This is a genomic window from Pseudomonas sp. ATCC PTA-122608, assembly GCF_001952855.1.
Taxonomy (GTDB): domain Bacteria; phylum Pseudomonadota; class Gammaproteobacteria; order Pseudomonadales; family Pseudomonadaceae; genus Aquipseudomonas.
Genome location: NZ_LPNO01000009.1, coordinates 56,167 through 69,222, shown reverse-complemented (window position 1 = coordinate 69,222; position 13,056 = coordinate 56,167). Strand labels below are relative to the sequence as shown.

Genomic DNA, 13,056 nt, shown 5'->3' with positions numbered 1-13,056 from the left:
CTAGCGGGTCACCGACCGCCAGGTCACCAAGCCGTCCAGGCCGTGATCGGACTTCAAGTACCTGAGCACATTCTGCGCCTGGGCCTTCTCTTCAAACGGGCCGACAAAGGCATGAGGCGGCTCATCGAGCACGGTGGGCACATCGAGCGCTCGCAGTTGCGCAACCAGTTCGCCAAACGCTTTGTCGGTATCGGCGGTAAGGCGCACCACCCAGCCGCTGCGATATTTCAGGGCGATAGGTTCCACCTCGGCGCCACAGTGTTTGCATTGCGCGGCGGTTGCTTTGATCGGGCTTTCACACGCGGGGCACGGGCGCAGGTCTTCGTGTACCAGGGCGTCCACACCGGTCTTGGGAACGCGCGGCATCAGCAGGAGGGCGATCAGGGGGATCACCGGCACGAACAGCCCAATCGCAAACCATCTTGGCCCTGACCTGCCGCGCTGACTGGCCAGGTAGGCAGTCACAACGGTGAGTGCCAGCCATAGGGAAAGGTAAATGCTCATGTGCACGTCCTTGTCTTGATTTAGCAGGAGCGATGGCGGCGCTGAGCCTGTTCAGCCCCGCGTCGCCATCGGCAGCGCGAGCAACATGGATGCCGCCAGGTGCTTACTGCGCCTTGGCGTTCTTGATGTCCGCAATCACCTGCTTGGCAATCGCCTGGACCTGCTTCTGCGTCATGGCCGACGCCACGCCTTCCCAGGCCGATGACTCGGTTTCATAAGTCCGTGCGCCCAGCGGTGCGCCGGATTTCAAGTCGCAAAAGTCAGCTTTCGAGAACACCCAGGCATTACCCACCAATGCTCCAGCAGCGTAGCGGCTGCCAGCCGTCAGGTAACGAAACTTGCTGACGTTAATGGTGATGCCAACTCCGTCTGCACTGCCGGTGTTGATGGTGGGTGTTTCCTTGAGGCTATAACCGGCCTGTTGCGCCTCGGTTTGCAGGGCCGCGCCCCATTGTTGCTTGAGCAGTGGCCAGTCCTGGTTTTGCTCGACAGTGGTGTTGCCCTTGAAGCTCACGACCAGGTTTTGTTTAGCCGATTCCGGGATGGCCAGGGTGTCTGCACCACCGCTTTTTACCTTGGCTGCGCAGCCACCCAGCATCGAGAGGGCAACAGCGAACGACAGGGCGTAAAGCGCCTTGGAGGTTTTCATTGAATTTCCGTATCCACAACAATTGAGAAAGGGGGAGGCCACCGCATCGGATGGGGCGGCTACGATGCTTGAACCTCCCGCCGTCTGGCAAGCGATGACTGCCAAATGCCCTCTAACGCTTCAAACACCCACAAACTTTATTGGATTGCAGCAACAATTTTTCTTGTTGGACACCTCCCTCCCCAAGCAGCAAAGATGCCGCCACTGACGCTCGACCTTCCAGGTCAACAATAAAAAATCGAGCCGGGCTGCACGCCGTTTTCTTGCAGTGAACCCTTTGTTCACTACCTGCTTTACTGGCGCCGCAGCGCGCACTTAAGGACCTCACCACCATGCAAACTGTTGTGAACCTATGGCCGCTGATTGGCGTACTCGTCATCGTGGTCGGCTTTGTGTTGCGCTTCAATCCGCTGTTGGTCGTCACGGCGGCAGCGATTGCCACCGGGTTTGCCGCCCACTTCCCGCTGGAAAAGATCCTCGCCACCATGGGCGACGGCTTTCTCCAGACCCGCGCCTTGCAATTGATCCTGTTGTTGCCCCTCGCCGTCATCGGCTTGCTGGAGCGCCATGGCTTGCGCCTGCATGCGCAAAACTGGATCGCGCGCTTTGAGCGGGCCACGGTCGGGCGCTTGCTGATCATCTACCTGTTTGTGCGTGAATCCACCGCGGCCATGGGCCTGACGAGCCTGGGCGGGCACCCGCAGATGGTGCGCCCGTTGCTGGCGCCGATGGCGGAAGGCGCGGCGGAAAAGCGCTATGGCAAACTTCCCGACAAGCTTCGCCACAAGGTCCTGGCCATGTGTGCCGCGACCGACAACGTGGGGCTGTTTTTTGGCGAGGATATCTTCGTCGCCTTTGGTGCGATTGCGCTGATGCACACCTTCCTGCTGGGTTCGGGGATTGATGTCGAGCCTCTGCACATTGCGGTCTGGGGCATCCCGACGGCGATCTGCGCCTTCATCATTCACGCCATCCGCTTGCACCGCTTTGACCGAATGCTGACCCGAGAGCTGTCACCGGCCAACAAAGCGGAGGCGGCGCAATGATCATTTCCATTGAATACCTGTACTGGCTGGCCGGCATTCTGTTGGTGATCACCTCCGGGATGATCCTGATGGATCGCACCCACCCCAAGCGCTGGTCGAGTTCGTTGTTCTGGCTGCTGTTTGCCATTCCGTTCCTGGTGGGGGAGCGTCTGCCCTCGGTGGTGGTCGGCGTGGGCGTGGTGGTGATGGCAGTCATCGCGGGCCTGGGCGGCGTAGGCCGCGGCGCGCATGCCCAGTTGCATGACAAGGCCGCACGGGCCAGCGCTGGTCGCCTGGGGCATAAATTGTTTATCCCTGCATTGGCCATTCCGTTGACCACGGTGATCGGCTCGGTATTACTCAAACACACCGAGATCGGCGGCGTGCCGCTGCTGGACCCGAAGAACACCACCTTTGTTTCCCTGGGCATCGGCTGCCTGATTGCACTGGCGCTGGCCTGCTGGCTGACGCGGGACACCCCGGTGCAAGCCCTTCGCGAATCCCGGCGCCTCACCGAAGCGCTGGGCTGGGCGATGGTGCTGCCGCAGATGCTGGCGATGCTCGGGCTGTTGTTCAACGAAGCGGGCGTGGGCACGGCGGTTGCGCACATCACCACCACCTACATCAACCTGGATTACAAGCTGGTTGCGGTGATGGTGTATGTGCTGGGCATGGCACTGTTTACCGTGATCATGGGCAATGGTTTTGCGGCCTTCCCGGTGATGACCGGCGGCGTGGGTGTGCCGGTGCTGGTGGGCATCTACGGCGGCAACCCGGCGGTGATGGCTGCCATCGGCATGTTCTCCGGTTACTGCGGTACGCTGATGACACCGATGGCGGCCAACTTCAATATTGTCCCGGCGGCGTTGTTGGAGCTGCCGGATAAAAACGCGGTCATCAAGGCACAGATGCCGACGGCGTTGATGATGCTGGTGGTGAATATTGTCCTGCTCTACCTGCTGATGTGAGGCTGTAATGCGCACTGTATTGCTGACGGGTTTCGAACCGTTTGGCCAAGACCTTATCAACCCGTCCTGGGAGGCGGTACGCCTGTTGGAGGGTGTGCAGTTGGGCGCTGATGTGCGGATTGTCGCGCGGCAGTTGCCCTGCGCCTTTGCCACGGCGGGCGAGCGTCTGGCTCAGCTGTTGGCCGAACATCGCCCGCAGATGGTCATTGCTGTCGGGCTGGGCCCCGGGCGCAGTGATATTTCCATCGAGCGGGTCGCGATCAATCTCAACGACGCGCGGATTCCGGACAACCTGGGTGAGCAACCTATCGACACAGAGGTGGTGCCCGGCGGCCCTGCGGCCTACTTCGGTACCTTGCCGAGCAAGGCCATGGTGAGGGCCGTGCGCGAAGCCGGCATTGGGGCCAGCGTGTCGCAAACCGCCGGCACTTTCGTGTGCAATCAGGTGTTCTATCTCTTGCAGCACGCGCTCGCCGGGTCAGCGGTACGCAGCGGTTTCATCCATGTGCCGTGGCTACCTGAACAGGTGGCGGGCCGCGTGCCCGAGCCGGCCTCGATGGCATTGCCGATGCAGGTTGAGGGCTTGCGGATTGCGCTGCTGACCGCCTGGAATACCCAGGTGGATATCGCTGAAGCGGGTGGGCAAGTCAGCTGAGGTTTTCGGCTTCGCGTCCCGGGAAAAACAACGCGAAGCACGTCACACCGTCCTCGCTGCTGACGCTGTAGCGCCCGTTGTGCAACTGCATGATGGTCGCGACGATGGACAGCCCCAACCCGTTGGAATGCGCCGATCGCTCCCGGGATTCATCCACCCGATAAAACCTCTCGAACAACCTCGGTAAGTGCTCCGCCGGGATGGTTGCCCCTTGGTTGGTCACTGTCAGGCTGATGCCTTCGGCGCTGGGTGTGGCCTGGATCAGCAGTTCAGAACTTGGCGCTCCATATTTGATGGCGTTGGCGCACAGGTTGGCCAGGGCACGGCGCAATAGCATCGGTTCGGCCCAGATCACACCGGTGCCCTGGGCCAGGATGCTGATGTCGACATCGCCCGCCGGCCCTTCGAAGTAGTCGGCCATGCGCTCCACTTCATCGGCGGCATTCAGTTCCTGGCGTTGGCGCAAGGCGCTGGCGGGGTCGGTGCGGGCCAGGAACAGCATGTTGTCGAGCATGCGCGCCAAGCGTTCAAGCTCTTCGACATTGGAGGCCAGCAGTTGCTGATAGGCCTCGACGCTGCGGTGTTGTTGCAACGCCACCTGGGTTTCCCCCAGCAAGTTATTGATGGGCGTGCGCAGTTCGTGGGCCATGTCGGTGGAGACCTGCCCCAGTTGCACAAAACCCTTGGCCAGGCGTTCGAGCATGGTGTTGAACGAGTCAATCATCGGCAGCAGTTCTTTCGGTGCGCCCTGGCTGTCGAGGCGCGCGGCGAGGTTGCCGACACCGATGCCCTGCGCATGCACCGCCAGGCGCCGCAACGGCAGCAAGCCGCGATGCACCATCAGGTAACCGACCACCGCGAGTACCAACGCGGCGATGCTGGCGAGGATATAGACACTCAGCCGGTAGCTGGCGAGCACGGCGGTGCGCTCGGTCATCAGGCGCCCGGTGGTGACTTGCAGGCTGCCCAGGTCGCCGGAATCGATGGTGGCAGCCAGCATGGAGAAGGGCACTCCGTTGACGCCAGGCAAATGCTGCACATCGGAGAAGTCCAGGGCATGGTTCCGGGGCACCGGTGTCACGGCGGGCATATCGATGTTGCCGGGGTTCACCTCCAGCAACGGCTTCTGCCCCGGCGCGGCGATGCTCAGCACCGATTCGCGATTGCCCAGCATGTTCTGGAACAGCTCTGGCTTGGTCTTGATCAGGTCCAGGGTGTTGCTGTCGTTCAGCAGATTGCGCAGTTGGTCGACGCGGTAAATCAACGCGGCGTCATCGCGGCGGATCAGTTCGCGCTCAAGCTCGCGGTACAGCGCCACGCCGAGGGTCGCCAGCAGGGCGAACGCCAGCAAGGCAAAGATCAGCGCCAGGCGCAGTGTCAGGGAGTAATGCCGAGGCTTGCTCATGGCTGCGTATCGAAGCGGTAGCCGATGCCGCGCACGCTGTGGATCAGCTTGAGCTGGAACGGGTCGTCGATTTTCAGGCGCAGGCGGCGCACGGCCACGTCGACCACATTGGTGTCGCTGTCGAAATTCATGTCCCACACCCGCGAGGCGATCAGCGAGCGCGACAGCACCTGGTCCTGGTGGGTGGCAAATAAGTGCAACAAGGCGAACTCCTTGTTGGTCAGGGTGATGCGCACGCCGCCGCGGGTGACGCGGCGCTTGAGCACGTCGATCTGCAGGTCGGCGATCTGCAGTTGTTCTTCTTCACGACTTGGCCCGCGCCGGGTCAGGGTGCGCAGGCGCGCCACCAGTTCGGCGAAGGAAAACGGCTTGATCAGGTAATCGTCGGCGCCCAGTTCCAGGCCCTTGATGCGGTCGGCAATGTCGTCCCGGGCGGTGAGGAACAGCACCGGGGTGTCGGCCTCCTTGCGCAGGCGACGCAACACTTCCCAGCCGTCCATTTTCGGCATCATCACGTCCAGCACGATCACGTCGAACGGGGTTTCCAGGGCCTGGTGCAAACCGTCCACACCGTCGCGGGCGAGGCTCACGGAGTAGCCCAGTTCCTGCAGACCGTTAAGCAGGTAGTTGCCCGCCTTGGGCTCGTCTTCGACTACGAGGATATTCATGGGAGTTGCCCTGATGATGTGCCGGTGTTTCGTGGCGCAAGTGTAGCCCGATCAATTGTCATTGGGGCAGCCGATGCCCTGTACCTGATAGTCCAGCACGTGTTCGCGGCCCTGGCTGTCGAGGTAGTCGAGGCGGGCGGGGACGATGCCGCACTGGCCGTAGGTGTCGGTGCTCGACAGCACTTTGGCCACGTCCATGTGCATGAAGAAGCCGGGCGTGTCATGGATCACCGAGGTAGCGGCAGCGGTACCGGCAAAAGCCGAACCGGTGGCGAGGAGGGCAGCAAAGCCGAGGATAAACAGTTTCATGGCGGTATCTCTCTTTAAGGGTTGGCTGCCGGTATCCGGCAGTGAGTTCACAGTAACCAGGCGACACAAACAGCCAACCAACAGGATGATGACAAGGTTGTAATGAAGGGCTTAAGGCTGGCGACCGGAAGCTTCGAGGATCAGGTCGGTGATTTCCTTGGCGTGGGAAACCAGCGACAAGTGGCTCGACGGCACCTCGATGGTGGTGGCGTTCATGCGTTTCGCGAGGAAGCGTTCCAGGTCCGGGTTGATGGTCTGGTCGTTGCTGGACACCGCATACCAGGACGGCTTGGTGTGCCAGGCGGCGTTGACGGTGCGGCCGCTGAACAGGGTCTTGGCGATCGGCTGTTGTACGGCGTACAGCTCCATGGCCTTGGCGTGGGGCACGTCGGCGGCGAAGTACTTGAGGAAGGCGTCCTGATTCAGGGTCAGGTAGCCGTCGTGCTCCACCACACCGGCACGTACGGGTGTGCTCGGGTACTTGGCGGACAGGGCGACGAAGTCTTCGTTGGCGTCCGGAGCGCGGGCGGCGACGTACACCAGAGAGCTGACCTTGGGGTTGACCCCGGCGTCGCTGACCACGGTGCCGGCGTAGGAATGGCCGACCAGCACGGTAGGACCGTCTTGTTGATCGAGTACGCGATTGGTGGCGGCGACGTCATCCGCCACCGAGGTCAGCGGGTTTTGCACGGCGGTTACATGCAAGCCGGCGGCCTGCAGGCGGGTGATCACTTCGGACCAACTGGAACCGTCAGCCCAGGAGCCGTGCACCAGTACCACGTTGTTGGCTTTCACCGGGGCAATCGGGCCGGCCATGGCGGTGCCGGTGCCCAGCATCAACAGGCTGGCGGCGATCAGGCAGAGTTTGCTTACAGGTTTCATCGGGCGGGCTCGCTTCTTTATCAGTGGGAAGTTGGGTCACCGGCTGTGGGTGACTGACGACTTCACTGTATGAAGTGAGGGTGCTGGCAACACTGACAGCTTGATGACAAGTTTGTAATGCAATGGGCAGCCCGGAGCTGCCCTTGTTGGGCGAAGATTCATCAGACAGTACGGGCTGCCTGCAGGCGTTCAGCGCCACCTTCCGCCAGGCCGCGTTCGTGCAGGCGATCGGCGCCGCCCTCGGCGAGCAGGTGGGATGGCTGGTCCTTGACCGCGGCGGCGTGGGTGTTGGCCGACGCCATGGATGACAGCCCGAGGCCCGCGACGACAGCCAGGCCGAATACCAGGGACGAAGCTTTCGAGCGTTTGAACATGATGAGTCTCCTACGAGTGAGCCAGCCGGATTGGCTGGTGGTCGTAGTTAATCCCCGGGGTGTATCCGCCATGTGTGCCCGGGCGTGGCGAAATGCAGGTTCGCGTATCCAGGCAGGCTTTCCATACAGTCCGATACAAACCACGGGAAGGTTTACAGCGTTTGGGGCGATCCGTAGATTGCATCGGGCAAGTGGTTCGTCAGCACCCAAGACCGGGTGACGAAAACATGAGGAAGCCGAGCAGTGTCCACCCGCGATTCAGCTGTATTCGCCAACCGTTACCGCGCCTTCCTGTTCGATATGGATGGCACGCTCCTGAACTCCATTGCCGCTGCCGAACGGGTATGGGCGACCTGGGCTGAACGCCACGGGCTGGACGTCGCGGCCTTTCTGAAGACCATTCATGGCGCCCGTGCTATCGATACCATCACCCGCCAGGCATTGCCCGGGGTTGACGCGCAGGCGCAGGCGCAGTGGATTACCGAGGCTGAACTCGAGGATGTAGAAGGGGTGGTGGCGATTGCCGGCGCGGTGGAATTTCTCAACGCGCTGCCCGGCGATCAATGGGCGCTTGTCACGTCCGCACCCAAGGCACTGGCTCTGCGCCGCATGCAGGCGGCTGGAATTAACCCGCCGGCGGTGTTGGTTACCGCGGAGGATGTCGCCAGTGGCAAGCCGGATCCGGCCTGTTATGTGCTCGGTGCGCAACGCCTGGGAGTGCCGGTGCAGGACTGCCTGGTGTTTGAAGATGCCAGCGTCGGGATTCGTGCCGGAGAGGCGGCGGGGGCCGATGTGATGGTGGTGACCTCGACGCACCATACGCCTATGGTCACGGAACACCCCTCGATTGCCGGGTACGAGCATTTACAGGTTTTGCGGGACGAATCCGGGATGTTGCACCTGCAACGCCTGACGTAAAAAAGGCCGATCCGGTTAACCGGATCGGCCTTCTTCATAAACGGACGGCTCTACAGACGGTCAGGACGAGGCTTTCCGGCGATCACTGCGATGGGTTCGTCGACACAGCTTTCGATGAATGGCTGCCTGAATGGGCTGGAGACAGAAGACAAACAAGTACGCGCCCAGGAACAGCGTCAGGTCCAGCCAGGTGTAAGCATTCTCGGAGATGCCTTCCATTTCGTACCGCACGGCATACTCCAACCCGAAAAAAACCACGGCGATCAGCCCGGCGATCACCCAGGACTTGGATAAGTAAGGCTGTTTAACAGGACGCCTCATCAACGTGCTCCTCGGCGCGCTGCAGACTGTAGGGGTTTTGTCACGAGTTTCGGCTCTGGAATACTCAACAAGTTCCATTTGTATGCAAGCTGTTTCATGCGTAGAGGGCAGCCAGCGGCTATTACTGTGAAGTGTTCCTGCCGTCCGTCACGCAAAGGGAGTACGCCTTATGTTCGTTCAGTGGTTACTTGCAGCCGTCCATTTACTGGCATTCGCTATGGCGTTGTCGGCCGTGCTCGCCCGGGGCAAGGCGTTGCGCTGCCTGGTGGAGAGTGAACCATCCACCGTGCGCCGCGTATTGATCACGGACAACATCTGGGGAGTTAGCGCCCTGGTGTTGTTGGTAACCGGTGGCCTGCGAGCCTTTGGCGGCTATGAAAAAGGCGGTGATTATTACCTGCACCAGCCGTTGTTTCACGTGAAGATGACGCTGCTGGTATTAATTTTGTTACTGGAGCTCGCGCCGATGATCCGCTTTATCAAATGGCGCATCGCCTTGGCGCGCGGCACGCACCTCGATTTTCACCGGGCAGGTCTTTTTGCGCGCATCAGCCACCTGCAAGCGTTGCTGGTTGTGCTGATGATGATTGCGGCAAGTGGTATGGCACGCGGCGTCAGCTTGGGGTGACGCTGGCCTGGCGTTGGAATAGAGAATAGGACGCGCTGGCCGCGGGAAGCCGCGAGCAGGCTAAAGGAGGTTTTCGCCAGCCGTTACAGTGAACGAAAGGGCTGGCTACTGGAGGCGCTTCAAGGTGTCTGGTTTTTATCCGGAGCCGTCAGGCCCGCCTGGATACGTTGGTAGATCTCCTCGCGATGCACGGCAACGTCCTTTGGAGCATTGATGCCGATTCTTACTTGCTGGCCGCTAACGCCCAGGATGGTGATAGTAATGTCATCACCGATGTTTATGCTTTCACCGACTTTGCGGGTGAGTATCAGCATGGACTTCTCCTTGATTGCTTTGAAGGACACATGTTTCAGACAGGGCAGATGTCGGATGTGTGTAGCTTACTGCGAAGCGCTTCCCTGTGGCTGCCTCTTTTAGGACGCATAGAGGCGGCATTAATTCCCATGGCGCCATCATACAGGTCTGCGATACATGATTCGCATTGTTTAAGCCAACGTTTATGACGGCCAGAATAGACAGTGAATGATAAAGTCGCCTCTTTGATCCTCTAAGGAGCAGGGTAGTGCGTAAAGTAGCGATGGCAATTGCGGTGTTGGCATTGGCCGGTTGCGGTGAAGGTAAAAGTGTCGATGCGCCCAAGGCCAGGCCCGCCGCTGCCGAGGCGCCCGCCCAGGCCCAACCAGCGGTCGGTGCGATCGCCTCTCAAGAGTGGGATGTATGGGTGGGGCCGCCGGATCACAAGCTGCAAGCGATAACTGACCTGACCGCGTGGTTGCTGGAACACGGTTTCAGTTTCTATCTGACGAAGGAAGACGGTAAGGACCAGGTACTGCTGGGGCCGTTCAGCACCAAGGCCGAGGCCGAGGCCAAGCAGGTGCAGTTGACCGAGAAACTGGCCACTGCGAAGAAAAATGACACCGTGTCCGAGGTCATCGAACACAAGGTTGCGCAGTAAAGGACCGGCAAGCGGGAGTCCATGAGGCTCCCGTTTTTACGTTCAGCCGCAGGCTTTCAAGTTCACCGGGCCGACAAATTCATTGCCGCGCCCCATCACGCACGCCACGGTTTGATTGCGCTGGCGCTCCCAGGATTGTACCGGGTAGGTCTTGTTCCAGGCTTCGTACAACTGGCGGTCCTGCTTCGACAAGCGCAGGCCATACTGCTTGCTCATATAAAAGTACGTACGGGCGATCATGCCGCGAATGGACGGGCGGGGCATGACTTTCTTGGCCTTGAAGTCCACCTGGGTCAGGCACGATCCATATTGACCGCTTTGTACCGGCAGCCAGCCAAAACTGAAATTGTTTCGGTCGCCATTGACCTCGCCGATACTCGGCACCAGGTTGTGCAGGTCGGCTTCAGCGCGTTTGTACACCGCATCCTTGCGGGTGCAGTTCTTGCGTCCGCCGTCCTGCCAGCACTGGCGCTGATGACCGATCTGCCAGGCCGGAACAATGTGTTCCCATTCAATACGCGCCGCCCGGTTGGCGTTCTTGCGCGGGACATAGCCGCAGGCTTTCAGGTCAACCCGGTTACCGTTGTATTTGCAGCCGCAATAGAACTCCGTGGATTGCGGTTCATACAGCTTCCAGGCGATTTTCTTGGCTTCGCTGAACGTCTTGGGGGCTTGGGCTTGAGCGGTGACAGCAAAAAATACACACAACAGGCTGATAAAACGGACACTCATTGACTCAATCTTCCTTCGGCACTACCCAGAAAATCTGCACGCCACCGTCATCGCGATAAGCGAGGGTGACGTTGTCGTTTTCTGCGATTTCCTCAAGTAGTCGTGCCCACTCGTCTTCCGGTTCCTCAGGCAAACGGAAGATCAACGCCGCCTTGTTTTTTTGAGCGTTGGTGGAATTGATGATTTTTTGCACACGAACGGCCAGGCGTTGATAGGCGTCAGGCGCTGCTGGTGCTGCGGAAGAGGGCTTTGCCACGGAGTATTCCTTATTAGGCTGTACGTGCATACAGTATTTAGCTGTGGGCAATTTCGCAACTGCTTAAAATCCAAGAAGTTCTTCTGACAATGGTTTTGCCGATTTGGTGTAGGAGGGCTTTGTTTTTCAAGGGTTTTTTGCGCGGGGGTAAAGCGGGGTGAATTGCAACCGCTCGCGGTGCGCCACGAGCGGGATGGCCCAACCGTTAATGGTCAGGCCTGGGATCGATCAATATTCCCAGAACATCCGTTGCAGTTCCTTGCTGTCCTGAGTCTTGGTCAGGGCGACCATGGCCAGGATGCGGGCTTTCTGCGGGTTCAGATCATGGGCAACGACCCAGTCGTATTTGTCGTCAGGCTGTTCGGCGTTACGCAGAACGAAACCGCCGGCATTTACGTGGGAAGAGCGAATGATCTGCACGCCTTGCTTGCGCAGTTCCTGCAGGGCCGGTACTACCTTGGAAGACACCGAACCATTGCCGGTGCCGGCGTGGATGATGGCTTTCGCGCCGGCCTGGGCCAGGGCCTTGTAGGCAGTGTCGCTTACGTTGCCGTAGGAGTAGGCGATTTCGACGTCCGGCAGACTTTTGATGGTCTTGATGTCGAATTCCGAGTTCATGGTGTGGCGCTTGGCTGGCAGGCGGAACCAGTAGGATTTGCCTTCAACCACCATGCCCAGCGGGCCCCACGCGCTCTTGAACGCTTCAGTCTTGATGTTGATCATCTTGCTGACGTCGCGACCCGACTGGATCTCGTCGTTCATGGTCACCAGTACGCCTTTGCCGCGGGCGTCTTTGCTGCCGGCGACGGCTACGGCGTTGTACAGGTTGAGCATGCCGTCAGCCGACATGGCGGTACCCGGGCGCATCGAACCGACCACGACGATTGGCTTGTCGGTCTTTTCCACCAGGTTGAGGAAGTAGGCGGTCTCTTCCAGGGTGTCGGTACCGTGGGTGATCACGATGCCATCGACGTCCTTGCTGTCGGCCAGTTCGGCGACGCGGCGACCCAGTTGCAGGAGGTTTTCGTTGGTGATGCTTTCGGAGGCAATTTGCAACACTTGCTCACCGCGAACATTGGCGATCTGACTAAGCTCAGGAACGCCGGCGATCAATTGTTCGATGCCGACTTTGGCGGCCTGGTAGGTCGCACTGTTGGCCGCGCTGGCGCCAGCGCCGGCGATGGTGCCGCCGGTGGCGAGGATCACCACGTTGGACAGTTTTTGCTGGGTTTCAGCTTCTTTTGCCTGAGCGGCAACAGGGAACAGCAGCAGGAGGGCTAACGCGCCCGGAACGAAGGTTTTCAAAGCAGATTTCATTATTCTTCTCTCTAGTTTTTGATGAGTGCTGATGCAGGTTCATCTAGAAACACCCGGGCGGTTCTGAACGCCGCGAGGTGCTGAGTAAGAGCAGGATTTGTACCAGCGGTATTTTGTTATTCAATAGAATTTAACTTATTGATTTATATCTATTTTTATTTGATTTTCAGGCAAGGTTTTTCGTTTCGCGTCCGGCTTTCCGAACAAAGCGCCGGGTTGCTGTTCGGTTGTCCGAAAAGGATGACGGGAAAAAGACGGAGTAATACGGGGCAGGCACACCGCAGCCTGTCGTTTTAGAGAACGGTCAGGCGCCGCTGATGTTTAAGCAGAACACTCAATGGTCGAGAGGGCAGGGCGTAGAGCGGATTCATCAAAAGGCTGTTTTCTTCCGTTGACAAATCCCGACAAGCTTCTCATAGTTTGACCTAACGCAAACGTTTGCGAGATGTTTCACGGGGTGCTCCCTGAGTGTCGTGAAAGCTCGTATCAG

18 protein-coding genes are annotated in these 13,056 nt (G+C 59.6%); 6 read left to right on the top strand and 12 right to left on the bottom strand.

Going from position 1 to position 13,056, the window contains the following annotated elements; all coding sequences use genetic code 11:
• Together AU074_RS10300 and AU074_RS10295 are read right to left on the bottom strand one after the other, a co-directional pair.
• Positions 1–504 carry an SPOR domain-containing protein gene (locus AU074_RS10300; RefSeq protein WP_076014630.1) on the bottom strand — a complete coding sequence of 168 codons (504 nt, stop codon included), beginning with the start codon at positions 502–504 and terminating at the stop codon, positions 1–3.
• Between the two features lie 103 nt (positions 505–607).
• Entirely contained in the window at positions 608–1,153 is a 546-nt protein-coding gene (locus AU074_RS10295) for a DUF4410 domain-containing protein (protein ID WP_076014629.1), read from the bottom strand.
• A 332-nt stretch (positions 1,154–1,485) separates the two neighbouring features.
• On the opposite strand from AU074_RS10295, the gene AU074_RS10285 reads away from it, so the two are divergent.
• The 3 genes from AU074_RS10285 to pcp are packed head-to-tail and all read left to right on the top strand — an operon-like array spanning position 1,486 to position 3,801.
• Entirely contained in the window at positions 1,486–2,199 is a 714-nt protein-coding gene (locus AU074_RS10285; protein WP_076014627.1) for a DUF969 domain-containing protein, read from the top strand.
• Entirely contained in the window at positions 2,196–3,146 is a 951-nt protein-coding gene (locus AU074_RS10280; protein ID WP_076014626.1) for a DUF979 domain-containing protein, read from the top strand. The genes AU074_RS10285 and AU074_RS10280 overlap by 4 nt, the downstream gene beginning before the upstream one ends.
• Before the next feature lie 7 nt (positions 3,147–3,153).
• Positions 3,154–3,801, top strand: coding sequence for a pyroglutamyl-peptidase I (gene pcp / locus AU074_RS10275; protein ID WP_076014625.1), 648 nt, complete (start codon positions 3,154–3,156; stop codon positions 3,799–3,801).
• Here pcp and AU074_RS10270 read toward each other — a convergent pair.
• The 5 genes from AU074_RS10270 to AU074_RS10250 form a co-directional block, all read right to left on the bottom strand.
• A complete protein-coding gene (locus tag AU074_RS10270; RefSeq protein ID WP_076014624.1) occupies positions 3,794–5,206 on the bottom strand; it encodes a heavy metal sensor histidine kinase in 1,413 nt (470 codons plus the stop codon). The genes pcp and AU074_RS10270 overlap by 8 nt on opposite strands.
• Entirely contained in the window at positions 5,203–5,874 is a 672-nt protein-coding gene (locus AU074_RS10265) for a heavy metal response regulator transcription factor (protein ID WP_063031680.1), read from the bottom strand. Before AU074_RS10265 ends, AU074_RS10270 begins: the two co-directional genes overlap by 4 nt.
• A gap of 51 nt (positions 5,875–5,925) precedes the next feature.
• A complete protein-coding gene (locus tag AU074_RS10260) occupies positions 5,926–6,183 on the bottom strand; it encodes a DUF2790 domain-containing protein (protein WP_076014623.1) in 258 nt (85 codons plus the stop codon).
• A gap of 111 nt (positions 6,184–6,294) precedes the next feature.
• A complete protein-coding gene (locus tag AU074_RS10255) occupies positions 6,295–7,065 on the bottom strand; it encodes an alpha/beta fold hydrolase (protein WP_076014622.1) in 771 nt (256 codons plus the stop codon).
• Positions 7,066–7,226: 161 nt separating this feature from the next.
• Positions 7,227–7,439, bottom strand: coding sequence for a phage infection protein (locus tag AU074_RS10250; protein ID WP_076014621.1), 213 nt, complete (start codon positions 7,437–7,439; stop codon positions 7,227–7,229).
• Positions 7,440–7,682: 243 nt separating this feature from the next.
• On the opposite strand from AU074_RS10250, the gene AU074_RS10245 reads away from it, so the two are divergent.
• Positions 7,683–8,357 (top strand): HAD family hydrolase, encoded by a 675-nt coding sequence (locus AU074_RS10245; RefSeq protein WP_076014620.1) that lies wholly within the window; start codon positions 7,683–7,685, stop codon positions 8,355–8,357.
• 60 nt (positions 8,358–8,417) lie between these two features.
• Here the strand turns inward: AU074_RS10245 and AU074_RS10240 are convergent, their stop codons facing one another.
• On the bottom strand, positions 8,418–8,678 hold the full coding sequence (locus AU074_RS10240) for a hypothetical protein (protein WP_076014619.1): 261 nt from the start codon (positions 8,676–8,678) through the stop codon (positions 8,418–8,420).
• A gap of 169 nt (positions 8,679–8,847) precedes the next feature.
• Here AU074_RS10240 and AU074_RS10235 point away from each other — a divergent pair, with 169 nt between their 5' ends.
• Positions 8,848–9,306: a DUF2214 family protein gene (locus tag AU074_RS10235; RefSeq protein ID WP_076014618.1), complete on the top strand. Its 459-nt coding sequence runs from the start codon at positions 8,848–8,850 to the stop codon at positions 9,304–9,306.
• Between the two features lie 119 nt (positions 9,307–9,425).
• Here AU074_RS10235 and csrA read toward each other — a convergent pair whose 3' ends face one another.
• Positions 9,426–9,620 carry a carbon storage regulator CsrA gene (csrA, locus tag AU074_RS10230; RefSeq protein WP_003192511.1) on the bottom strand — a complete coding sequence of 65 codons (195 nt, stop codon included), beginning with the start codon at positions 9,618–9,620 and terminating at the stop codon, positions 9,426–9,428.
• A 248-nt stretch (positions 9,621–9,868) separates the two neighbouring features.
• On the opposite strand from csrA, the gene AU074_RS10225 reads away from it, so the two are divergent.
• Positions 9,869–10,261, top strand: a complete 393-nt coding sequence (locus tag AU074_RS10225; protein WP_076014617.1) for a penicillin-binding protein activator LpoB — start codon at positions 9,869–9,871, stop codon at positions 10,259–10,261.
• Between the two features lie 42 nt (positions 10,262–10,303).
• Here the strand turns inward: AU074_RS10225 and AU074_RS10220 are convergent, their stop codons facing one another.
• The 3 genes from AU074_RS10220 to AU074_RS10210 all read right to left on the bottom strand — a co-directional run bounded on the left by AU074_RS10220 (position 10,304) and on the right by AU074_RS10210 (position 12,566).
• Complete coding sequence (locus AU074_RS10220; RefSeq protein ID WP_076014616.1) at positions 10,304–10,993, bottom strand: endonuclease; 690 nt, start codon at positions 10,991–10,993, stop codon at positions 10,304–10,306.
• A 4-nt stretch (positions 10,994–10,997) separates the two neighbouring features.
• Positions 10,998–11,249 (bottom strand): DUF1654 domain-containing protein, encoded by a 252-nt coding sequence (locus AU074_RS10215; RefSeq protein WP_008438695.1) that lies wholly within the window; start codon positions 11,247–11,249, stop codon positions 10,998–11,000.
• Positions 11,250–11,477: 228 nt separating this feature from the next.
• Complete coding sequence (locus AU074_RS10210) at positions 11,478–12,566, bottom strand: asparaginase (protein ID WP_076014615.1); 1,089 nt, start codon at positions 12,564–12,566, stop codon at positions 11,478–11,480.
• Positions 12,567–13,056 lie beyond the last annotated feature (490 nt).

Bases quoted from the DNA above. Each gene is read 5' to 3' on its own strand.
- AU074_RS10295 (WP_076014629.1), bottom strand. From the start codon at position 1,153: ATGAAAACCTCCAAGGCGCTTTACGCCCTGTCGTTCGCTGTTGCCCTC.
- AU074_RS10260 (WP_076014623.1), bottom strand. From the start codon at position 6,183: ATGAAACTGTTTATCCTCGGCTTTGCTGCCCTCCTCGCCACCGGTTCG.
- AU074_RS10280 (WP_076014626.1), top strand. From the start codon at position 2,196: ATGATCATTTCCATTGAATACCTGTACTGGCTGGCCGGCATTCTGTTG.
- AU074_RS10210 (WP_076014615.1), bottom strand. From the start codon at position 12,566: ATGAAATCTGCTTTGAAAACCTTCGTTCCGGGCGCGTTAGCCCTCCTG.
- AU074_RS10240 (WP_076014619.1), bottom strand. From the start codon at position 8,678: ATGAGGCGTCCTGTTAAACAGCCTTACTTATCCAAGTCCTGGGTGATC.
- AU074_RS10270 (WP_076014624.1), bottom strand. From the start codon at position 5,206: ATGAGCAAGCCTCGGCATTACTCCCTGACACTGCGCCTGGCGCTGATC.
- AU074_RS10285 (WP_076014627.1), top strand. From the start codon at position 1,486: ATGCAAACTGTTGTGAACCTATGGCCGCTGATTGGCGTACTCGTCATC.
- AU074_RS10250 (WP_076014621.1), bottom strand. From the start codon at position 7,439: ATGTTCAAACGCTCGAAAGCTTCGTCCCTGGTATTCGGCCTGGCTGTC.
- AU074_RS10255 (WP_076014622.1), bottom strand. From the start codon at position 7,065: ATGAAACCTGTAAGCAAACTCTGCCTGATCGCCGCCAGCCTGTTGATG.
- AU074_RS10220 (WP_076014616.1), bottom strand. From the start codon at position 10,993: ATGAGTGTCCGTTTTATCAGCCTGTTGTGTGTATTTTTTGCTGTCACC.
- AU074_RS10235 (WP_076014618.1), top strand. From the start codon at position 8,848: ATGTTCGTTCAGTGGTTACTTGCAGCCGTCCATTTACTGGCATTCGCT.
- pcp (WP_076014625.1), top strand. From the start codon at position 3,154: ATGCGCACTGTATTGCTGACGGGTTTCGAACCGTTTGGCCAAGACCTT.
- AU074_RS10265 (WP_063031680.1), bottom strand. From the start codon at position 5,874: ATGAATATCCTCGTAGTCGAAGACGAGCCCAAGGCGGGCAACTACCTG.
- AU074_RS10300 (WP_076014630.1), bottom strand. From the start codon at position 504: ATGAGCATTTACCTTTCCCTATGGCTGGCACTCACCGTTGTGACTGCC.
- csrA (WP_003192511.1), bottom strand. From the start codon at position 9,620: ATGCTGATACTCACCCGCAAAGTCGGTGAAAGCATAAACATCGGTGAT.